Source organism: Ruegeria sp. AL7 (assembly GCF_056536105.1).
This window is the reverse complement of record NZ_JBQFJF010000001.1, coordinates 1,082,586-1,103,637: the sequence shown is the minus strand read 5'-3', so window position 1 is coordinate 1,103,637 and position 21,052 is coordinate 1,082,586. Positions and strand designations below refer to the sequence as shown.

The window sequence follows — 21,052 nt, the reverse complement described above, 5'->3', positions numbered from 1 at the left end:
GCGGGGTAAATTGGCTCCGGCGGTAGGGATCGAACCTACGACCAATTGATTAACAGTCAACTGCTCTACCGCTGAGCTACGCCGGAACGGTCCGCGCCGTATAGCAACCGGAGTATCCGGCGTCCAGAGGGCGGATATTATTTTTTCAACGAAAAAGCCCCAGAATACCGATGTGGTTTCTGACCCTGACAAAAGGTTGAATATTGGGAAGTTTTGGCTCCGGCGGTAGGGATCGAACCTACGACCAATTGATTAACAGTCAACTGCTCTACCGCTGAGCTACGCCGGAACTGAGGGGCGTATAGCAATCCGGATTCCCGGCGTCCAGAGGTTAAGCACGCGAACTTAAATTTTTTTTCGGGCGTCAAGGATCTCTGCGAAAAATTGCGGTGGCAGATAGTTCGCCGTGTGGTGACACCTGTTTTTTTCCAGTCAGATCAACGAGGTGGGCAAAAACGTTCCGCTCCGCGGCTGGCAGCAGGGTTGCGGGTGTGTCGGTGTAGATACGCTTGGCCAATTGCCGCGCCGTTCCGTCTGCATCCTCCAAGGCAGTCAGAATCTGAGCTTCGCGGTTTTGCCTGTGTCGGATCAGCCAGTCCAATCGCGCGGCAGGGTCTGAAATTGGCGCACCGTGGCCCGCGTGAAAAACCGACCAGTCGCGCGCGCGCAGGCGGTGGCAGGCTGTCATGAAATCGGTCAGGTCTCCGTCCGGTGGTGACACCAGCGAACTGGCCCATCCCATCACATGGTCGGCGGTGAAACAGGTATCCTGCCATGCCAGGGCAATGTGGTTTCCCAGATGCCCCGGAGTGTGAATAACCTCAAGCTGCCAGTCATCGCCAAAGATGACCTCACCATCCGCAACCTCGATATCCGGACGAAACGCGGTGTCGATGCCTTCGCCACCTCCGGCCAATCCACGCGCTGCAAGGGTCGCCATAACAGCGCTGCGACCGGATTCGGGACCACCAAACGCATAGATCGCAGCCCCTGTTCGCGCGGCAAGGGGTGCTGCCAAGGGTGAGTGATCCAGATGTGTGTGCGTGACGACTATGTGGCTGATTCTCTGGCCAGGTCGCAGTTCACTCAGGATCGCGTTCAAATGCTCTGCGCTTGCGGGGCCGGGATCAATGACGGCAATGTCACGATCGCCCAACAGATAGGTGTTGGTGCCGCGATAGGTCATCGGTGACGGGTTGGGGGCCAGAATGCGCCGAAGACCCGGTTGCAATTCTGTCGCAACACCAGCGGGTGGATTGAATTCGTCTGGTGCCTGCATTCTGTGCTCTTTCTCTTGTCCGGGCAGCCCGCTAGGTTTAGCGCATGTCCACGCACTGGCTCAAACCATATATGCCACGCAGCCTTTACGCCCGGGCAGCATTGATTCTGGTTCTTCCTGTGATCGTGCTGCTTCTGGTCGTTGGAGTTGCTTTTCTTCAAAAGCATCTGGAAGATGTCACTGACCAGATGACGCGCGCAGCCTCAAGGGAAGTGATGCTGATCACCACCATGATGGAGGGGGCCGAGACGCAGCACCAGGCATTGGCCGAAGTGCGCCCGGATCTTCTGGCGCTGGAAATGCAGGCCAGATTTCTGCCCGCCAACGAAACTCCCAAAATTGACCGTCCACGGTGGTACGACTTCATAGCACCGCAGGTCGAGGCCGAGCTTCGTGCAAGGTTGCCAGAGCTGAGTGCTGTAGCGTTGCCAAGCAGCCGCGAAGCGCGTCTGTACCTGGATACACATCTGGGGGTGCTGGAACTGACCTTTGACCGGCGCAGATTGTCGCCAGCGGCGCCGCATCAGTTGATCGTGACGATGCTGTTTTTCGCGATCATAATGACCTCGATTTCATTTCTGTACATGCGAAACCAGTTGCGCCCTATCACACGGCTGGCCAATGCGGCGCAGGCGTTTGGACGAGGGCGGAGCGTACCATATTCACCGGGCGGTGCCATCGAAGTACGCGCGGCGGGGAATGCGTTTTTGGATATGCGGTCACGGATCGAACGTCAGATCGAACAACGGACGCTGATGTTGTCCGGCGTCAGTCATGACCTGCGCACGCCTCTGACGCGCCTGAAACTTGGACTGGCAATGTTACCTGAGGATGAGGCACGACCTTTGCTACAGGACGTGGCGGAAATGCAATCCTTGGTTGATGCATTCCTCGAATTTTCGCGCGGGGCGTCCGAAGGATCGCCCGAGGAAATCAACCCGGCGGAATTTGTTCGACAGATTGTGGATGACGCCAATCGGGCAGGGCATCGGGCCGAGTTGGTCACTGTCGAGGGTGAGGGAACGGCAATGCTGCGCCCTATGGCTGTTCGTCGGGCCGTTGAAAACCTGATCGGCAACGCCGTGCGCTACGGCAGCCGTGCTGAGGTCAGCCTGTCGCTGAACGCCAAGTCGATGCGCATCCGTGTCGAAGATGATGGCCCTGGAATTCCCGCAGAGCAGCGCACAGAGGCGGTCAAACCCTTTACGCGGCTCGACCCAGCGCGCAACCAGAATCAGGGCAGTGGCGTGGGTTTGGGGTTGGCGATCGTGGCGGACGTTGCGCGCGCCCATGGTGGAACTCTGAGACTGGCCAAAAGTGAACGCCTGGGCGGTTTGTGCGCGGATATAATTATTGGCCGGTAAACGCCTGGCACCTTTGCCGCTCCAAACCTGCGCCAATATGACGATGTTCTGAGCCGAGGCGCTGGATTTCTCGCGAGATGATTTCGGAGTTTTTAGTAAGACCTGTCATCCCACGGCGATTAAACCGAAAGCGAAAATCGATGAACTGAATAAATTCTTCTGATTTCCAAGCGTATGTGGACAGGGTACGCAAGACGTGACGAACGCCTGAGGTCATAAATACAAACAAAACCAGCAGGATGGGCGGTGTGTTCAAGGAACGTGGCGGTGATTTGGTAGGCCCGGAGGGACTCGAACCCCCAACCAAAGCGTTATGAGCGCTCTGCTCTAACCAATTGAGCTACAGGCCCGCCTAGGCGCATTGCGTATCACGGTGAACAGCCGCGTCAAGCCTGACCGTTGCAACAAACGCCACAATCGAATAACCCGCCCGCAAAGCATTCAAAAGGAACTGGCCATGACAGCGGGCAAGAACGGAATCACCTATGCCGATGCAGGCGTGGATATTGACGCGGGCAATGCTCTGGTTGACCGGATCAAGCCCGCAGCAAAGCGAACCAACCGCCCCGGTGTGATGAGCGGTCTGGGCGGTTTTGGCGCACTGTTCGACCTGAAAGCTGCTGGGTATCAGGATCCCATTCTGGTTGGTGCCACGGACGGGGTTGGTACAAAACTGCGAATTGCGATCGATACCGGCGTCGTGGATGGGGTTGGCATCGATCTGGTGGCCATGTGTGTCAATGACCTGATCTGTCAGGGGGCCGAGCCCCTGTTTTTTCTCGACTATTTCGCGACAGGCAAGCTGGACACAGATACAGCCGCGCGGATCATTGAAGGAATTGCCGAAGGCTGTGCACAATCCGGCTGCGCTCTGATTGGTGGCGAAACTGCCGAGATGCCAGGCATGTACCCTGATGGCGATTTCGATCTGGCCGGCTTTTCGGTCGGGGCAATGGAACGCGGCGCTGACCTGCCTTCCGGAGTGCAGGCGGGGGACGTGCTGCTTGGTCTGGCCTCGAACGGAGTGCATTCCAACGGGTATTCACTGGTACGTAAACTCGTCGAACTGTCTGGTCTGGGCTGGGATGCACCGTGCCCCTTTGGTGAAGGTTCGCTGGGCGAGGCGCTGCTTACGCCAACGCGCCTTTATGTCAAACCGGCCCTGTCCGCGATCCGCGAAGGTGGAGTTCATGCACTGGCCCATATCACCGGTGGCGGTCTGACCGAGAACCTGCCGCGCGTACTGCCGGAAGGGTTGGGGGCCCAGATTGATCTGGACAGCTGGCAATTGCCGTCTGTTTTCAGCTGGATGGCGCAGATTGGCGGTATCGCGGAAGCTGAGATGCTCAAGACCTTCAACTGTGGCATCGGTCTGATCATGGTGTGCGATCCAGATAAGGCCGATCAGCTTTCGACCTTGCTGGCCGAGGCTGGCGAGACGGTGTCGCGGATCGGTACGGTCACCGAAACGCCCGGAGTTGCCTATTCGGGCAAACTGCTGTGAACCACAAGCGCGTCGCGATCCTGATTTCTGGGGGCGGGTCCAACATGGTGTCGCTTGTCGACAGCATGACCGGTGATCATCCGGCGCGGCCCTGTTTAGTCCTGTCCAACGATGCGCAGGCGGGGGGGCTGAAAAAAGCTGCGGACCGTGGCATTCCGACCGCAGTGGTCGATCACCGGCCATTCAAAGGCAATCGCGCAGCCTTTGAGGCTGAGTTGCTAAAGCCTTTGGAAGACGCGCGGCCGGATATTGTCTGTCTGGCCGGGTTCATGCGGGTCCTGACCGCGGATTTCGTAACGCGCTTTCAGGGGCGAATGCTGAACATCCACCCCTCATTGCTGCCCAAATACAAGGGGTTACATACCCACGCCCGCGCAATTGAAGCGGGCGATACGGAGCATGGCTGCTCGGTCCATGAGGTGACGGCGGCTCTGGATGATGGCCCAATTCTGGGTCAGGCACGGGTGGATATCGAACCAGCGGATACCCCGGAAACTCTGGCTTCAAAAGTTCTGATCCGGGAACATGAACTTTATCCAGCGGTGCTGCGCCGCATTGCCGAAGGCAACAGGTCACCCGTTCTCATGCAGTGAGGTTCCGAGGGTGATTTACACTCGCCTGAAAATCGTCCTATGGTCGTCGGTATCGCTTGGGGGCGAGGGAAATTACGGGCACTCACAAGAGCAAGAGCAAAACTAGTACGGCGCATGAAAACTCTGACGACGACGCAAGAACTGGCTGATTTCTGCAAGGCGGCCGCAAGCTATCCATACATCACAGTCGATACCGAGTTTCTGCGCGAGCGGACCTATTATTCGAAACTGTGCCTCGTGCAACTGGCGCTTCCCTCTGATGATGAAGACAGCGCGGTTCTGGTTGATCCGCTGGTTGATGGCCTGTCTCTCGAACCGCTGTATGAGCTTTTCCGAAACGAGAACGTGGTCAAGGTGTTTCACGCCGCGCGTCAGGATCTTGAGATTTTCTGGGTCGAGGCCGGTGTTTTTCCCAACCCGTTGTTCGACACACAGGTCGCCGCAATGGTCTGCGGGTTTGGCGAGCAGGTCGGCTATGAGACGCTGGTGCGGAAAATCTGCAAACAGGGCGTCGACAAGACGTCGCGGTTCACCGATTGGTCCCGTCGTCCTTTGACGGAAGCCCAGAAAACATATGCATTGGCGGATGTGACGCATCTTCGCAAGATCTACGAATATCTTGCTGCGGAACTCAAAAAGACGATGCGCAGCCACTGGGTGGCTGAAGAGCTGCGGACGCTGACACAGCCTGCCACGTATGACATTCGCCCCGAAGAGGCGTGGAAGCGGGTCAAAACGCGAACCAACTCGGCCAAGTTCTTGGCTGTTGTGCGCGAGCTGGCGCAGTTCCGCGAAAGGTATGCGCAGGAACATAATGTACCGCGCAACCGGGTCTTCAAGGATGACGCCTTGATCGAACTGGCGTCGACCAAGCCCAAGACAATCGCCGATCTCGGTGGATCGCGCCTTTTGTTGCGCGAGGCGCGAAAAGGACCGATTGCCGAAGGTATTCTTGCTGCGGTGACGAAGGGCACAAATTGTCCGCAGGAAAATCTGCCGAAGATCGACAATTCCCGTGACAACCTGAAGGTCAACCCGGCTTTGGCCGACTTGCTTCGGGTTCTGCTGAAATCCAAAACCGAAAGTTCGGGCGTTGCGGCCAAGCTGATCGCAACAAGTTCCGAGTTGGACCAGATTGCCGCGGGCGAGCGAGAATTGCCCGCGATGTCAGGTTGGCGTTACGAAGTCTTTGGTGAAGACGCGCTGAAACTGTGCGAGGGGAAAATCGCGCTGGCGGCCAAAGGGCAGGCGGTCAAGGTCGTCTCACTTTAACGGCGATTACCGCCGCCGCGATTCCAAGGTGTTCTGTTGCCCGACGACACGGATCAGGCGAATGCCTTCAAGATCCTGAGTCGAAACATTTATGGCATCCGACACCATTCTTGTTCGTTCAGATCCTTGCGGGGTCTCTGAGTTGGGGTAGTTCACGCGGAATACAAATTCCAGAATTCCCTTTTCTTTGTTTTCTTCTGAATTAACCGAAACCAAGCGTGCGTTATAGGCACCCTGCCGAAGCGCGGTGCCAGAGGAATAAATGATCGCGCCTGACGGTATTGGCTCGATCCGCAGCTCATCGATTTTGGCGATTGGAACACTGGTGTCTTCGGCATCTGGGCGCGAAAACAGGCCGCTTCCCTCTCTTGCCTTGGGAACCAACGCATCGGCGGCATTTGGGTCCGGCGGTGTTTCAGACTTCACAGACTTGCTGGAGCCAAACCAGTTTGACGGATTCACCCGCGAGTCGCGCCAGCTGCCGCAGGCAGTCAGGGTCAGCATGGCGATGATAAGAACGAACAGAGACTTTTGCATAGACCCACTGCTTTTCACACGAATTCAGACAATGGGTTAGCGTATATTCTTCGCGTTGAAAAGCCACAGCTGGGGCTGGACAGCAGGTGGTCGTCGGCATAGGTCACATTGTGATTTCAACGAAAGGATCACTGCGCCATGGCCACGCCTGCCTTTGAAGACATTGTCGAGGATTTCGAGTTTCTCGAAGACTGGGAAGACCGGTATCGCCATGTCATCGAACAGGGCAAGGCGATGGAGCCTTTGGATGACGCGTTGAAGGTTCCGGCGACAAAGGTTCACGGCTGCGCCAGTCAGGTCTGGCTGCACCCGATGATCGAAGCAGGTGTGTTCAAGTTTGATGGTGACAGTGACGCGCTGATCGTTCGCGGGCTGATCGCCGTGCTTCGGTCCCTATACAACGGTCTGCCGGTGTCCGAGGTGCCGCAGGTCGATGCGGCAGCGGAACTGGCCCGATTGGGCTTGAACGATCATCTGTCAGCGCAGCGGTCCAATGGTCTGCGGGCCATGATTGAACGCATCCGCCAGGTCGCGCAGGAAAACGCCTGAGGTCACTCAGGGCGGTTTGCCCAGTCTGACAAAGTGGTTTCCAGATCGCCGTAGCCGGTGAAACGCCGTTCGAACGCCAATCCCATGCGGTCCGCGCATTCCCGTGCGCGTTCGGTCAGTTTCGGATCGTCGATCTGGGCCTGATAAATCAGTTTGGTGTAATTGCCGAAATACATGTCCCGCAGTTCCGGGTGGCGATCCAGACCCAGTGGTTTCCAGACAAATGCGTCGAACTGGCGGGCCAGAAAATCAGTCAGGTAGAAGGCAGTTGTTTCGTCCTCGCCGCGTTCCTGAAAGGCCTGATTGCCTTCGAAGAACGAATAGCAATGAGGGCCTTTTACCATCTCGACGCCCAGTTTTTCACAAGCGGATTGCAGCAGACCTCCGGTTCCGCAATCGGCGTAAACCACATAGATTTTTTCGAACCTGTCGCGGTGTTTGGCCACGCTGTCTTCAACTGCTTGGGTGATCCGTTCCGGATGAACATGCAGGATTGCAGGCAGGCAGGTCAGCGCCATGTGATCCCAGCCGTTGCGCGTTTTGATATCCAGAATTTCGCGCGCAAGCGCCCCGCAGGCGATCAGCAGGATGCTTGCGTTTTCCACGCCGTCATAGCCTTTGGTCGTCAGGCTTGCATCATCTGGTAACGTATCGCTTGGCATGGATCGGCATCCTTATGGGCTCTTAGCACAAGAGAATGAAAACAGCTTGCAGGCAAGCCTTCTTCCGACATCTCGTGTCAGGCTGCCGACGTTCGTGTTTCGAATGCCGATAACAGAGGCCGAGCGGGCGGGCCGTAGGCGACAGTACCTTGCTTTGATATCTCGGGGAACAAGGACAGGATCTCTTGTCGGGCTGACTGTTCAAGGGCGTTCCAGCTTTGGGCACCGGGATGAAAGCTCTCGCTCAGGCAGCCTTCCGACCAGAGCAGCTCATGCTGATCAAACAGAATGTGAATGTAGGTTACGACCCCGCCGGGTTTGAGGATGATGTCATGTCCGTTGATCAGGTGTTTGGCGGGGGCCAGTGCTTCGTTTTGGCCGGTATGCAGTTCCAGGCGCCAGCTCTGGATCAGCATCCTGTGTTGCTGAGACACCAGCAGATCGCGGGTGTTCCCAAGCGCGCCTGCCTTGAACAGGACCGGCGCGAACACGCCAACCGCCTGAACCCGCCGCTGCCCGACCCAGCGCACCGTTTGAAACCCGTGATCAAGGGTTTCCACCCAGTCGCCGGGGCGCAGCGTTTCCACTGGGCGTTCCCCTTTGCGGGTTCTGATCAGCGTGCCAGAGGTAAAGCAGGGGACCAGGTCCCAGTCTTCACGGCTGGACACCATGCCTGAATATCGATTGCCAGCAAGGCTGTTGAAGGTGATCGAATGTATAGGCCCCGCTTCCAGAGCGGCTTGATCTGCATTGGCCGAGAACTCAGGCACCAAATATGTGTTGCCATCCACATCCTGCGCGACAACGGCAGTAATGTTTGCACTTGTGCCGTCAAAATAAGTGACGGTGGCGTGGTACACTGATGTGCCATCAAAGGTTTGCGGCGCGCCGCCGTCGATCGAAAACCGATCATTGGCAGATATGTTGTTCATGTCATAGGCAGAGCCGGAGTTTCCAACCACGTTCCACGTCACGCTGTTATGCGCCAACGGCGCGTCCGCGTGACCGAAGGTTTGCCCAACCAGGGCAGAGGCGTTTTCGGCGACATTGTTGCCCTCGGCGATATCGATATCGGCAAGTTTGCCCAACGAAATGGCTGTGAAAGACTGCGGCACGGAACCCCCGAAACTTGGACGTTTCGGTTTTTTAACCGCACTTTCGTTTACAAACGGATAAACGATACACCTCATGAAGGGGCGGAGCGCTAAAACGAAAAAGACCGCCCGAAATGGGCGGTCTTTTAAGAAAAACCTTAAAGGTCTTAGCCAGCCAGTTGGTTGTGCTTGCGGCCCACGAAATCCTTGGCGGTTTCCACTGCAACCGCAGCGTCACGGCAGTAGGCGTCTGCACCGATGGCTTTGCCGAACTCTTCGTTCAGCGGCGCGCCACCGACCAGAACAATGTAATCGTCGCGCACGCCCTGTTCGACCAGGGTGTCGATAACGACTTTCATGTAGGGCATCGTGGTGGTCAGCAGGGCGGACATGCCCAGAATGTCGGGCTGTTCCGTTTCCAGTGCTTCCAGGTAATTCTCGACCGGGTTGTTGATTCCCAGATCTACAACCTCGAATCCTGCACCTTCCATCATCATCGACACAAGGTTCTTGCCGATATCGTGGATGTCACCCTTCACGGTGCCGATGACCATCTTGCCAACACGCGGAGCACCGGTTTCGGCCAGCAGCGGCTTGAGGATCGACATACCGCCTTTCATCGCGTTGGCTGCCAGCAGAACCTCGGGAACGAACAGAATGCCGTCGCGGAAGTCATGGCCCACAATGGTCATGCCGCCAACCAGAGCTTTGGTCAGGATGTCATACGGCGTCCATCCGCGTTCCAGCAGGATATTGGTGCCTTCTTCGATCTCTTCTTTCAATCCGTCATAGAGATCGTCGAACATCTGATCGACCAGTTCGTCATCATTCAGTTCGGACAGGACGATATCTTCTTCGTCGGACATGGGGTATTCCCTGTGCTGGGCGGGCCATCGGCCCGTGGTGGCATTTTTTCCGTTTTGGCCAAAACGTCGCATTCTGACTGTGACGATTGCGACGTTGGTCGTTTCGGGACCGACCTATATGCCAAAAATGGCACCGGCTCGATTGAAAAGTCTGCAATATTATCCTGTTTATTTTTCATCAATGCTTCCCGGTTTCTTCGCGGGGCTGGCTTGCACAGGATTCGTTTCAGGCTTATCGTGCGGTAGGAACAAAAAGGGAACACATGTGCCGTGAGCATCGGGCATATCATCAAAGCAAGGGGGGTGACGTCCAATACGACCGGGCGTTTTGAACGGTTTGCAACGCAGGCTGTTGATGACGGGTGGGACATCGATGAAGAGTTGCCGCCCTTGCGAACCGAGACGCGGGATGAGGTGGCGCGCAGTGCCATCACCTTTAACCGTTCACCTGATTTGCCTTTTGATCGTTCGATCAACCCATATCGGGGGTGTGAGCATGGCTGTGTCTATTGTTTCGCCAGACCAAGCCACGCCTATCTGGGCTTGTCCGCAGGACTGGATTTCGAAACCCGCCTTGTTGCGCGCCCCAACATGAGCGTTGTTCTGCGCAAGGAACTGTCGGCGAAGTCCTACAAGGTCGCCACGCTCGCGATCGGGACAAACACCGACCCTTACCAGCCCATCGAAAAAAACCGCCTGATTACAAGGTCGTGCCTTGAGGTCTTGCAAGAATTCAACCACCCGGTCGCAATCGTGACCAAAGGAGCATTGATTGAGCGTGATCTGGATATTCTGGCTGACATGGCTAGCCGGGGATTGGCGCGGGTTGGTATATCGCTCACCACGCTGGATGCAGGTCTGTCCCGGCGGATGGAGCCTCGCGCACCGTCTCCGGCGCGTCGGTTGCAGACGATCAAAGCGTTGACCGATGCGGGCGTTCCGGTTCGCGTAATGACCTCGCCTATTGTGCCTGGGCTGACAGATCATGAGTTGGAGAACCTGTTGGACTCTGGAAAAGAGGCGGGCGCAGATGCGGCAAGCTGGATCATGTTGCGATTGCCCCGCGAAGTATCTCAGCTTTGGCAGGACTGGCTGGCAGAGCATGAACCCGCCCGTGCAGAAAAGGTCATGTCCAAGCTGCGTGAAATGCATGGCGGGCGCGACTATGATCCACGCTGGGGGCACAGGATGCGGGGTGAGGGGGAATACGCCGAGCTCATCGCCCTGAGGTTTGCTAAAACCTGCAAAAGACTGGGGCTTTCGATCAAATCCGCTCCGTTACGATGCGACCGGTTTGCAGTTCCGCCGCAACCCGGGGATCAAATGAGCTTGTTCTGAAACCAAACGCCGAACCGTCCGCTGCTTCAGTAACGAAAGCAAAAGACCCCGGTTTAACCGGGGCCTTCTGGATTGATTGCGAACTCAAACGGCTCAGCGGTTTTCGATGTCTACGTAGTCGCGCAGCGTCTCACCCAGATACAGCTGACGCGGACGGCCGATCTTGTTCTGTGGATCTTCAATCATTTCTTTCCACTGGCTTACCCAGCCAACAGTCCGCGAAAGTGCGAAGATTGGTGTGAACATTGAGGTCGGGAACCCCATCGCCTCGAGGATGATACCCGAATAGAAGTCAACGTTCGGGAACAGCTTTTTGTCGGCGAAATACGGGTCTTCCAGCGCTTCGCGTTCCAGCTCTTTAGCGACCTGCAGTTTCGGGTTGTCTTCAATGCCCAGGAGATCCAGAACCTCGTCGGCCGACTGCTTCATCACCTTTGCGCGTGGGTCAAAGTTTTTGTACACGCGGTGGCCAAAGCCCATCAGGCGGAACGGGTCGTTTTTGTCTTTGGCACGGGCGATGAATTCGGGAATGCGATCTACGGTACCGATCTCTTCCAACATTTCCAGACATGCCTGGTTGGCGCCGCCGTGGGACGGCCCCCACAAGCAGGCAATACCAGCGGCGATACATGCAAACGGATTTGCGCCCGATGACGATGCCAAACGCACGGTAGACGTTGACGCATTCTGCTCGTGGTCCGCGTGAAGCGTGAAGATACGGTCCATCGCGCGGCTGAGGATCGGGTTGACCTCATATTCTTCGGCGGGAACGCTGAAACACATGCGCAGGAAGTTCGACGCATAATCCAAATCGTTGCGCGGATACACGAAAGGCTGCCCTGTGTGGTATTTGAAAGCCCATGCTGCGATTGTCGGCATTTTGGCGATCAGGCGATGCGAGGCGACCTCGCGCTGGTGCGGGTCCGCGATATCGGTCGAATCGTGATAGAAGGCCGACATTGCGCCGACAACACCGACCATGATGGCCATCGGGTGCGCGTCGCGGCGGAAACCACGGTAGAAATACTGCATCTGCTCATGCAGCATGGTGTGGCGTGTGATTGTGGTTTCGAATTTCTCCAGATCTTTTGCGACCGGCAGCTCTCCGTAGAGCAGCAGGTAGCAGACCTCAAGAAAGTGCGATTTTTCGGCCAGTTGGTCGATTGGATAGCCGCGGTGCAGCAACTCGCCTTTTTCACCATCGATAAAGGTTATGGTGCTGTCGCAGCTTGCTGTCGAAGTGAAACCGGGGTCATAGGTGAATACACCTGCCTGACCGTAAAGCTTTCGAATATCAATGACATCCGGACCGGCGGTCGGGGTATGAACCGGCAACTCATACTCTTTGCCGTGAACGGTCAGAGTGGCTGTTTTGTTGCTGTCTGTCATGGTTATCCCTTCTTCATTCATACGCATGCCAAAGAAACCTCGGGCAGTGCGGGCAACGACTGCGCGCTTTCGCGCAGTCCGGGTGTTAGCGGAGCAGCGTTACCCGTTTATGAAATTCGGGTTACTTCGCTGCTTCTGAAAGCCGCGCCAGGGTTTCATCCCGTCCCAGCACAAGCATCATGTCAAAAACCGAAGGCGTGACGGCCCGACCAGCCAACGCGGCCCTGAGCGGGCCAGCCAGCTTGCCGAACGTGAGCTCCTTTGACTCGGCAAAGGAATTCAGGGTCTCCTCCAGTTCGTTCCGAGACCAGCTAGCATTTTGCAGCTGCGGCGTCAATTCTCCCAGTATACCGTCGGATACAGATGCCAGCGCCTTTGCCGCTTTCCCGTCGGGAACAATCGGGCGACCTGCCAGAACAAAATGAGCCTTTTCAAGGAGTTCAGGAAAAGTCCGTGCCCGATCCTTGAGGCAATACATCGCACGTTCCAAATCACTGGATTGTGAATCTGTCAGGGGCGGTAAAGCGGCTGCGGCCAAGTACGCTTCGATTTCACGCCGCAGCGCAGCATCATCAGAGATGGCGATGTGTTGACCACACAGGTTTTCCAATTTTTTCAGATCAAACCGGGCAGGGCTTTTGCCGATGCCGTTCAGATCAAACCAGTCCTTTGCCTGTGCATCCGTAAAGAATTCATCGTCACCATGACTCCAGCCCAAGCGGGCCAGATAGTTGCGCATTCCAGCGGCGGGATAGCCCATGGCCTGGTATTCCTGCGCGCCAAGCGCGCCATGGCGTTTGGACAGTTTCTTACCGTCTGGCCCGTGGATCAGCGGAATATGGGCCCAGACCGGAACATCCCAGCCCATCGCCTCGTAAATCATCATCTGGCGCGCCGCGTTATTGAGGTGATCGTCGCCGCGAATGACATGGGTAACACCCATATCATGATCGTCGACCACCACCGCCAGCATGTAGACCGGTGTCCCGTCGGAACGCAGCAAAACCATGTCATCCAGTTGGTCGTTGCGAATGGTCACGTTGCCCTGAACCTGATCGCGGATCACTGTTGTGCCGTCCTGCGGAGCCTTGATGCGAACGACAAATGGCAGGTCGGGATGTGCTGAAGGATCAGCGTCACGCCAGGGGCTGCGGAACAGGGTCGACTTGCCCTCGGCCCGTGCCTGTTCCCGAAAGGCGGCAATTTCGTGCTGCGTCGAGAAGCATTTATATGCCTTTCCCTCGGCCAGAAGCTGGTGCGCGACTTCAGCATGCCGGGCAGCTCCTTCGAACTGGCTGATTACATCGCCATCATGATCCAGTCCAAGCCATTCCATGCCCTGAAGGATCGCGGCGGTCGCCTCGGGGGTCGAGCGTTCCCGGTCGGTGTCTTCGATCCGCAGCAGGAACTTTCCACCACGTCCGCGGGCGTAAAGCCAGTTGAACAATGCGGTGCGCGCGCCACCGATGTGCAGAAAACCTGTGGGCGAGGGGGCAAAACGTGTGACGACCTGTTCGGACATGTTGAGGATTAACCTTTTGGTAACCGTATCTGGCATAGTTTGACGCCTGTCTAACGAGCCCGAAGGACGGGGGCAACCATGCGTGTTCTTGCACGGGTCGAGGCCGCGCTGCTGCACCAGACAGGGTACCTGTTTCCGTGGACGCCAGTCATGCTGGCAACGGGGATCGGTCTCTATTTCGGTGCCCGGAGCGAGCCCGGCTGGCCGGTATACGCAGGTCTGTTTTGCTTGTTCCTGGCTCTTTTTGCCTTAAGCCGCCGGCTGCCACCGGGGGTGGGAACGTTAGCGACCGGGGGGGCGCTGATTGCGGTCGGTGTCATACTGGCAGGTACTCGCGCCCATATGGTGGCAGAACCGGTTCTGTCCTGGCGGTACTATGGCCCTGTCGAGGGGAGGGTCGTCGCCATGGATCGGTCTGCCTCGGATGCGTTGCGGTTGACGCTCGATCAGGTGCGCGTAGGGGACGTACCGAATGAGCGCAGGCCGCGACGCATCCGTCTTTCTGTTCATGGCGCGACAGACCCATTTGCGCCTGGGCAACGGATCATGACCACAGCGCATCTTTCGCCGCCGCAGGGCCCGGTTGAACCTGGAGGGTTCGATTTTCGTCGCCATGCCTGGTTTCAGGGGCTGGGTGCAGTCGGGTATACCCGCGTTCCTGTTTTGACGATTGCGCCAGCCAAAGACGGTATTGGCGGTGTTCGGATTACCGCAATCCGAATGGCGATATCGCGGCGAGTGAAACAAATCCTGCCCGGAGAAATCGGTGGGTTTGCTGCTGCCGTCACCACAGGTGATCGCAGTGGTATGGGGCAAGAGACGCTCTTGTCCCTGCGCGCGTCGAACCTGGCGCATTTGCTTGCCATTTCCGGGCTTCACATGGGGTTACTGACGGGTTTTGTTTTTGTGGCCTGTCGCATTGGTTTGTCACTGATCCCCTACGTGGCATTGAGGCTACCTGTTCGAAAAGTTGCGGCTGTGTTCGCGCTGATCGCGGCAACGCTTTATTTACTGTTGTCCGGCGGGAATATCGCAACCGAACGCGCCTATGTCATGGTCAGTGTCATGCTGGGGGCCGTGTTGATCGACAGGCGTGCGATCTCGTTGCGTGCGGTTTCTGTTGCTGCGCTGATCGTTCTGGTTCTTTGGCCCGAGTCGCTGCTGAGCCCGGGGTTTCAGATGTCCTTTGCAGCAACGACAGCCTTGGTCGCCGTCTTCGGCGCATTGCAAAAGGTGGGTCCGTTACCGGGCCCGAATTGGTTAAAGCCGATTGCTGGCGTGGTTATGTCCTCGGCGATGGCCGGGCTTGCCACGGCCCCAATTGGCGCTGCGCATTTCAATACGATGTCTCACTATGGATTGCTGGCGAATCTGCTGTCCGTGCCCGTGATGGGCCTTGTTGTTGTACCTGCGGCAGTTGTCGCCGCACTGGCGGCCCCATTTGGGTTGGAGGCTGTCCCGCTGACCGTTATGGGCTGGGCTCTGCGTTGGATCCTGTGGGTGTCAAACTGGGTGTCGCATCTCGGCGGTGCTCAGGGTTTTGTAGTCAGTCCGCCCTGGTATGTATTGCCACTTGTTGCTGTTGGGGCTTTGTGGCTGGCCTTGTGGCAAGGGCGCGCGCGTTGGTACGGGGTCGGGCCCGTCATTCTTTCATTTTTGCTTTGGAATTCGGGCCACAGGCCAGATGTTCTGATTGCAGAAAACGGGGGGTTGGTCGGCGTGATGACCTCTCAGGGTCGGGCCCTGAGTAAAAGCAAAGGCAGTGGGTTTGTCGCCAGCGTCTGGCTGGAGAATGACGGTGACGGTGTTGATCAGATTGCGGCAGCAGGCCGATGGCCGGATAGCAGCACCGTTCAGCGATACCCTTATCAGGATATGGAAATCATCCATATTTCGGGCAAAAAGGCTGCGCGCGCGTTCGACGAATGCAAACACAACCAGATCATTGTTTCGACGGTCGCGCTGCCCCTTGCGGGCGCGTGCGCCATCTTCGATCCGGATCACCTGAGCGAAACCGGCAGCCTGTCATTGTCGGACGGAAAGCTGACTTCCAGCGCAGAACTGACAGGCCAACGGCTCTGGTCCCCGAAGCCCGCCGGGGACCGTCGTTTGAAGCAAGATTAATAGGTCCGGATCAGACCGACTAGGCGACCCTGAACCTTGACCATTTCTTCGGGAAGAACGCGCGTCTCATAAGCCGGGTTGGCCGCTTCGAGAGCGATAGCGTTGCCGCGGCGGAAAAATCGTTTCAGCGTTGCTTCCTGATCTTCTACCAGTGCAACCACGATATCACCGTTATCAGCAGTCGCGGTTTCGCGGATGACAACCACATCCCCATCATTGATGCCCGCGTCGATCATCGAGTCGCCGCGAACCTCAAGCGCATAGTGCTGGCCCTTCCCGGACACCATGGGGCCGGGGACCGCCACGTGATGCGACACGTGGCTGATCGCCTCAATGGGGACACCCGCCGCGATCCGGCCCATCACCGGCAATTCCAGCGCGTCCACAGCAACCGGCTCAATATTGGTCGGGCGGGGGCCTTTGGGTCGGTCGCCTTCGATCACGCGGGGTGAAAATCCGGTAGTTGGTTCACCGCCTAGGCTTTCGGGAAGCTTTACGATTTCAATCGCGCGGGCACGATGCGCGAGGCGACGGATAAAGCCGCGTTCTTCCAGCGCAGTGATCAGCCTGTGAATGCCGGATTTCGACCGAAGATCAAGCGCGGCCTTCATTTCATCAAAACTGGGTGGAACACCGTCCGCCTGCACGCGTTTTTGGATGAATTTCAACAAATCCAATTGCTTCTTGGTCAGCATCGCTCATACCTCGTCGCTCATGCGTTTTCTTTTGTTCTACGCATGTTCACGTTTTGTGTCAATAAATTTGGGCGAAGTTCAGATCGGCAGGTACTGAACCGTTTCCCCGGTCTTGCGGGCGGGATCGTTCGGGGGACGGACCAAAAGGGCGTTCGCCTGCGCCAGAACGCTAAGGAGAGAGCTGTCCTGATCTGCACAGGCCCGGATACCCGTTTCGCCCAGAACCGCGCGCATGTAATGCTCGCGCGGGCCATTTTCTGTCAGTGGTTCGGTCAAGCGGGCAGACCGAAACGGCGGCAGAACCATTTCCAGCCCCAACATCCGGCGCACCATCGGGGCAAGGAACAGGTAGCCACAGACCATCGCGCTGACCGGGTTTCCCGGAAGTCCGACCATCGCGGTGCCACCAATGCGACCAGCCATCAGGGGTTTTCCGGGGCGCATTCGGATCTTGTAGAAAGACCGATCCATCCCCAAGCCCTGCGATACATCAGACACAAGGTCGTAGTCACCAACCGACGCGCCGCCAATTGTCACGACGAGATCGGCCCCTCGCGCCAGATCAAACGCAGTCTCAAGCGATGAAACCGTGTCCCGTGCAATCGGAAGGACACGAACCACAGCACCGAGCCCTTCAAGTAATGCCCGCAATCCAAACGTGTTAGACGCGATAATCTGGTCCGGTCCCGGTTCTTCGCCGGGCATAACAAGTTCGTCGCCGGTCGAGATCAGAGCAATGACGGGTTTTCGAGAGACCGGGACCCACGCGATATTCATCGCAGCCATCAGGGCAACGTCTTCGGCGCGGATCAAACGCGGTGCCGTGATGGGCGTGCCTGCCATAAAATCCACACCGGCAGGGCGGATGTTCGTTTTGGGGCCGGGGTGGTCTGTGATCGTGATCAGATCGCCACGCCGGTCGGTATCTTCCTGAATCACAACGAAATCCGCGCCATCGGGAACCGGAGCGCCGGTAAATATACGCACGGCCTGACCGGGGCCCACCGAGCCGTCGAAACGACGACCCGCAGCGGATTCGCCCACCACTTTGAACATGGCATGAAGCTCGACTTCGTCGGCTTTGACGGCATAGCCATCCATCGAAGATGCGGCGAAAGGAGGTTGGTCGCGCGTTGCCACAACCGCGTGCGACAGAACACGTCCCGCGGACTGGGCCAGTGGAACCTGTTCCGAAGGTAGAGGGCCGACAAGATCGAACAGCAGGGCGCGCGCTTCTTCGACGGTAATCATTTCGCCTCGTAACGCCCTGATTTTCCGCCGTCTTTGAGGCTTACATGAATGCCGCCAATTTCCATCGCTTTGTCGACGGCTTTGGTCATATCGTACACAGTCAAGGCTGCGGTGGAAACGGCGGTCAGGGCCTCCATTTCAACTCCGGTTTGACCTGACGTCTTGACTGTCGCTTCGATCTGAACACCCGGCAGATCCGGGTCGAGGGTCAGTTCAACGGCAACCTTGGTCACTGGCAAAGGATGGCAGAGCGGGATCAGATCCGGCGTCTTCTTTGCACCCATGATACCGGCCAGGCGGGCAACGCCCAAAACATCGCCCTTTGCTGCGCGTTGTTCTGAAATGATTCCATAGGTTTCCGGCGCCATTTTCACGTGACCTACAGCTACGGCTATGCGATCTGTGACCTCTTTGCCCGAGACGTCGACCATGTGCGCCTGACCTTGAGCATCGAAATGGGTCAGCGGCATCACATCACTCCGGGGATAAGCGGATTGGACAGGATGTGGCGGGTGGCCGCTTCGACATCGTCCTGGCGCATCAGGCTTTCGCCGATCAAAAAGCACCGGGCGCCATAGCGCGCAATATCCCGCAAATCTTCCGGGTTGCCCAACCCGCTTTCACACACGATAGTACGGTCTGCCGGTACCAGTTTGGACAGGCGTCGTGTTGTATCAAGAGTGGTCTCGAAGGTTTTGAGATTGCGGTTATTTATGCCAATCAATGGGCTTTTCAGTTGGGCTGCGCGTTCAAGCTCGGCTTCGTCGTGCACCTCAATCAGAACATCCATCTCCCAATCGAAAGCGGTTTGTTCCAACTCGGCTGCCTGATCATCGCTGACGGATGCCATGATGATCAGAATACAGTCGGCTTCCAAAGCACGTGCCTCAACCACCTGATAAGGGTCATAAATGAAATCTTTGCGCAAAGCGGGCAGAGATGTCGCGTTACGCGCTTGTGTCAGATATTCCTTGGCACCCTGAAAGCTGGGCGTGTCGGTGAGCACGGATAAACACGCAGCACCGCCTTCTTCATATGCCTTAGCCAAGGCAGGCGGATCAAAATCAAGCCGGATCAAACCCTTGGAGGGACTGGCTTTCTTGACCTCAGCGATCAGGCCGTAACCTTGCCGGGACGCAGCTTGAAGCGCTGCGGCAAACCCGCGGGTTTCCGAAGCGGCACGTGCTTCACTTTCCAGCGTTTCCAAGGACTTCTGAGCCTTGTCTGCTGCGATTTCTTCCAGTTTGTAGGCTTTGATCTTGTCCAGAACGGTTTCGGTCATGCGGCCTCCTGAGTCTTGGCGGCCAAGGCCGTAATTTTGTTTTTGGCTTCACCGCTGTCGATGCTCTCGGCGGCCATGGCCACACCTTCGCGCAGATCACTTGCCGCATCAGCGACAACCAATGCCGCGGCAGAGTTCAGCAACACTGCGTCACGATACGCGGACGGGGCGCCGTCCAGCAGCGCACGAAATGCGATGGCGTTCTCTTCAGGGGTTCCGCCGAGGATGTCTTCGAAAGGGTGCACAGGCAGGCCAGCATCCTCGGGGTGCAGCTCGACCTCTTTGATCACGTCATCTTCCAAAGCGGCGACCCAGCTGATACCGGTGATCGTCAACTCGTCTGTCCCGTCCGATCCGTGTACCAGCCACGCGCGGTCTGACCCCAGCAAGCCTAGTGTTTCAGCCATGGGGCGGATCAGCTCGCGGCTAAAGGCACCCGTCAGTTGCCGTTTGACACCGGCAGGGTTGGTCAGCGGGCCCAGGATATTGAAAATCGTGCGCGTTCCCAGTTCCTGCCGCGAGGGCATAACATGCGCAATAGCCGGGTGATGCATCGGTGCCATCATGAAACCGATACCGACATCTTTCAGAGCACTTTCAACAACTTGTGGTCCAACCATAACGTTGATACCCATTTGCCCCAGTGCATCCGCTGCGCCGGATTTGGAGCTTAGGTTGCGGTTGCCGTGTTTTGCGACTGTCACGCCAGCACCTGCGACGACAAATGCAGTCGCGGTCGAGATGTTCAGGGTGCCTTTCCCGTCTCCGCCCGTGCCAACGATGTCGATCGCCCCTTCGGGCGCCCGCACGGCATTGCACTTGGCGCGCATCACAGCCGCGGCCGCGGCATATTCATCAACCGTTTCCCCCCTTGTACGCATGGCCATCAACAGCCCGCCAATCTGGCTTGGCGTGGCTTCGCCGTTGAACAGGATGCCAAAGGCGGTCTCGGCCTCTTTACGGGTCAGCGGACGATCGGCGGCTGCTCCGATCAACGGTTTCAGCGCGTCGCTCATGCGGGGACTTTCAGTTCTTGCAGGAAGTTCTTGAGAAGGGCGTGACCATGCTCGGAAGCAATCGATTCAGGGTGGAACTGAACACCGTGAATAGGCAGTTCCTTGTGTTGCAGCCCCATGATCGTGCCGTCTTCCAGCTCGGCTGTGATCTCAAGACAGTCGGGCAGCGTCTCACGCTCGACCACCAGCGAATGGTAGCGTGTGGCTTCAAAGGGCGATGGAAGGCCAGCAAAGACGCCTTTTCCGGTGTGGTGCATGATGCCCATTTTGCCGTGCACAATTTCGTGGCACCGAACCACCTTGCCACCGAACGCCTGTCCAATGGTCTGATGCCCAAGACAAACCCCCAAAAGGGGTGTTTTGGTCTCGGCCGCCGCTTCGGTCAGAGCCAGACAGATGCCCGCCTGATCCGGGTCGCAGGGGCCGGGGCTTAGCAAGATGCCAGCCGGGTTCATGGCCATTGCTTCCTGTACATCCAGCGCATCATTGCGGCGAATGACCATTTCGGCACCAAGTTCGCCCAAATAATGTACCAAATTGTAGGTAAACGAGTCGTAGTTGTCGATCAGCAGCAGCATATGGGCACTTATCTTCGCTTGGGCATTTCGGGCTGGCGATGCAACCCCGGGCCACGGTATAATGTCCGCACATACATGCTCAGGCTTGGGCGGCAGCGTCAAGAGGACATACGGTTTCTGACGCCTCCAATTGACCG

General features: G+C 57.3%; 20 protein-coding genes and 3 tRNA genes. 7 read left to right on the top strand and 16 right to left on the bottom strand.

What is annotated here, in order from left to right:
• Positions 1-11: 11 nt before the first annotated feature.
• The 3 genes from ACR3E2_RS05520 to ACR3E2_RS05510 form a co-directional block, all read right to left on the bottom strand.
• A tRNA-Asn gene (locus ACR3E2_RS05520) sits at positions 12-86 on the bottom strand.
• A gap of 128 nt (positions 87-214) precedes the next feature.
• Positions 215-289 (bottom strand) — tRNA-Asn (locus ACR3E2_RS05515).
• 75 nt (positions 290-364) lie between these two features.
• Positions 365-1,279 carry an MBL fold metallo-hydrolase gene (locus ACR3E2_RS05510; RefSeq protein ID WP_480480748.1) on the bottom strand — a complete coding sequence of 305 codons (915 nt, stop codon included), beginning with the start codon at positions 1,277-1,279 and terminating at the stop codon, positions 365-367.
• A 44-nt stretch (positions 1,280-1,323) separates the two neighbouring features.
• Between ACR3E2_RS05510 and ACR3E2_RS05505 the strand changes: the two genes are divergently transcribed.
• Positions 1,324-2,643: an ATP-binding protein gene (locus ACR3E2_RS05505; protein ID WP_480480750.1), complete on the top strand. Its 1,320-nt coding sequence runs from the start codon at positions 1,324-1,326 to the stop codon at positions 2,641-2,643.
• Positions 2,644-2,916: 273 nt separating this feature from the next.
• Here ACR3E2_RS05505 and ACR3E2_RS05500 read toward each other — a convergent pair.
• Positions 2,917-2,993 (bottom strand) — tRNA-Ile (locus ACR3E2_RS05500).
• Positions 2,994-3,100: 107 nt separating this feature from the next.
• Between ACR3E2_RS05500 and purM the strand changes: the two genes are divergently transcribed.
• From purM to rnd, 3 genes are all read left to right on the top strand, one after another.
• Positions 3,101-4,147, top strand: coding sequence for a phosphoribosylformylglycinamidine cyclo-ligase (purM, locus tag ACR3E2_RS05495; protein WP_480480752.1), 1,047 nt, complete (start codon positions 3,101-3,103; stop codon positions 4,145-4,147).
• Positions 4,144-4,740, top strand: a complete 597-nt coding sequence (gene purN / locus ACR3E2_RS05490) for a phosphoribosylglycinamide formyltransferase (RefSeq protein ID WP_480480754.1) — start codon at positions 4,144-4,146, stop codon at positions 4,738-4,740. The genes purM and purN overlap by 4 nt, the downstream gene beginning before the upstream one ends.
• Before the next feature lie 114 nt (positions 4,741-4,854).
• Positions 4,855-6,012 carry a ribonuclease D gene (gene rnd, locus ACR3E2_RS05485; RefSeq protein WP_480480756.1) on the top strand — a complete coding sequence of 386 codons (1,158 nt, stop codon included), beginning with the start codon at positions 4,855-4,857 and terminating at the stop codon, positions 6,010-6,012.
• A gap of 6 nt (positions 6,013-6,018) precedes the next feature.
• On the opposite strand, the gene ACR3E2_RS05480 is transcribed toward rnd, so the two are convergent.
• Complete coding sequence (locus ACR3E2_RS05480) at positions 6,019-6,549, bottom strand: hypothetical protein (protein ID WP_480480758.1); 531 nt, start codon at positions 6,547-6,549, stop codon at positions 6,019-6,021.
• Between the two features lie 138 nt (positions 6,550-6,687).
• On the opposite strand from ACR3E2_RS05480, the gene ACR3E2_RS05475 reads away from it, so the two are divergent.
• Entirely contained in the window at positions 6,688-7,098 is a 411-nt protein-coding gene (locus tag ACR3E2_RS05475; protein WP_267367543.1) for a SufE family protein, read from the top strand.
• 2 nt (positions 7,099-7,100) lie between these two features.
• On the opposite strand, the gene ACR3E2_RS05470 is transcribed toward ACR3E2_RS05475, so the two are convergent.
• The 3 genes from ACR3E2_RS05470 to ACR3E2_RS05460 all read right to left on the bottom strand — a co-directional run bounded on the left by ACR3E2_RS05470 (position 7,101) and on the right by ACR3E2_RS05460 (position 9,720).
• On the bottom strand, positions 7,101-7,760 hold the full coding sequence (locus ACR3E2_RS05470; RefSeq protein ID WP_480480760.1) for a DUF1638 domain-containing protein: 660 nt from the start codon (positions 7,758-7,760) through the stop codon (positions 7,101-7,103).
• Positions 7,761-7,837: 77 nt separating this feature from the next.
• Entirely contained in the window at positions 7,838-8,875 is a 1,038-nt protein-coding gene (locus ACR3E2_RS05465; protein ID WP_480480762.1) for a Hint domain-containing protein, read from the bottom strand.
• Positions 8,876-9,021: 146 nt separating this feature from the next.
• A complete protein-coding gene (locus ACR3E2_RS05460; protein ID WP_209503809.1) occupies positions 9,022-9,720 on the bottom strand; it encodes a corrinoid protein in 699 nt (232 codons plus the stop codon).
• 270 nt (positions 9,721-9,990) lie between these two features.
• Here ACR3E2_RS05460 and ACR3E2_RS05455 point away from each other — a divergent pair, with 270 nt between their 5' ends.
• A complete protein-coding gene (locus ACR3E2_RS05455) occupies positions 9,991-11,058 on the top strand; it encodes a PA0069 family radical SAM protein (RefSeq protein ID WP_480480764.1) in 1,068 nt (355 codons plus the stop codon).
• 93 nt (positions 11,059-11,151) lie between these two features.
• Here ACR3E2_RS05455 and gltA read toward each other — a convergent pair whose 3' ends face one another.
• Complete coding sequence (gene gltA / locus ACR3E2_RS05450) at positions 11,152-12,447, bottom strand: citrate synthase (protein ID WP_480480766.1); 1,296 nt, start codon at positions 12,445-12,447, stop codon at positions 11,152-11,154.
• Between the two features lie 121 nt (positions 12,448-12,568).
• A complete protein-coding gene (gene gltX / locus ACR3E2_RS05445; RefSeq protein ID WP_480481665.1) occupies positions 12,569-13,969 on the bottom strand; it encodes a glutamate--tRNA ligase in 1,401 nt (466 codons plus the stop codon).
• 78 nt (positions 13,970-14,047) lie between these two features.
• Between gltX and ACR3E2_RS05440 the strand changes: the two genes are divergently transcribed.
• On the top strand, positions 14,048-16,093 hold the full coding sequence (locus ACR3E2_RS05440) for a ComEC/Rec2 family competence protein (RefSeq protein WP_480480768.1): 2,046 nt from the start codon (positions 14,048-14,050) through the stop codon (positions 16,091-16,093).
• Here the strand turns inward: ACR3E2_RS05440 and lexA are convergent.
• From lexA to ACR3E2_RS05410, 6 genes are all read right to left on the bottom strand, one after another.
• Entirely contained in the window at positions 16,090-16,788 is a 699-nt protein-coding gene (lexA, locus tag ACR3E2_RS05435) for a transcriptional repressor LexA (protein WP_480480770.1), read from the bottom strand. The two genes, ACR3E2_RS05440 and lexA, sit on opposite strands and share 4 nt — an antisense overlap.
• Positions 16,789-16,866: 78 nt before the next feature.
• Complete coding sequence (locus ACR3E2_RS05430) at positions 16,867-18,039, bottom strand: molybdopterin molybdotransferase MoeA (RefSeq protein ID WP_480480772.1); 1,173 nt, start codon at positions 18,037-18,039, stop codon at positions 16,867-16,869.
• Positions 18,036-18,509, bottom strand: a complete 474-nt coding sequence (moaC, locus tag ACR3E2_RS05425) for a cyclic pyranopterin monophosphate synthase MoaC (protein ID WP_267364518.1) — start codon at positions 18,507-18,509, stop codon at positions 18,036-18,038. The genes ACR3E2_RS05430 and moaC overlap by 4 nt, the downstream gene beginning before the upstream one ends.
• Positions 18,509-19,321: an indole-3-glycerol phosphate synthase TrpC gene (gene trpC / locus ACR3E2_RS05420; protein WP_480480774.1), complete on the bottom strand. Its 813-nt coding sequence runs from the start codon at positions 19,319-19,321 to the stop codon at positions 18,509-18,511. Before trpC ends, moaC begins: the two co-directional genes overlap by 1 nt.
• Entirely contained in the window at positions 19,318-20,337 is a 1,020-nt protein-coding gene (gene trpD / locus ACR3E2_RS05415; protein ID WP_480480776.1) for an anthranilate phosphoribosyltransferase, read from the bottom strand. Before trpD ends, trpC begins: the two co-directional genes overlap by 4 nt.
• Positions 20,334-20,915 (bottom strand): anthranilate synthase component II, encoded by a 582-nt coding sequence (locus ACR3E2_RS05410; RefSeq protein ID WP_480472961.1) that lies wholly within the window; start codon positions 20,913-20,915, stop codon positions 20,334-20,336. The genes trpD and ACR3E2_RS05410 overlap by 4 nt, the downstream gene beginning before the upstream one ends.
• Between the last annotated feature and the right edge of the window lie 137 nt (positions 20,916-21,052).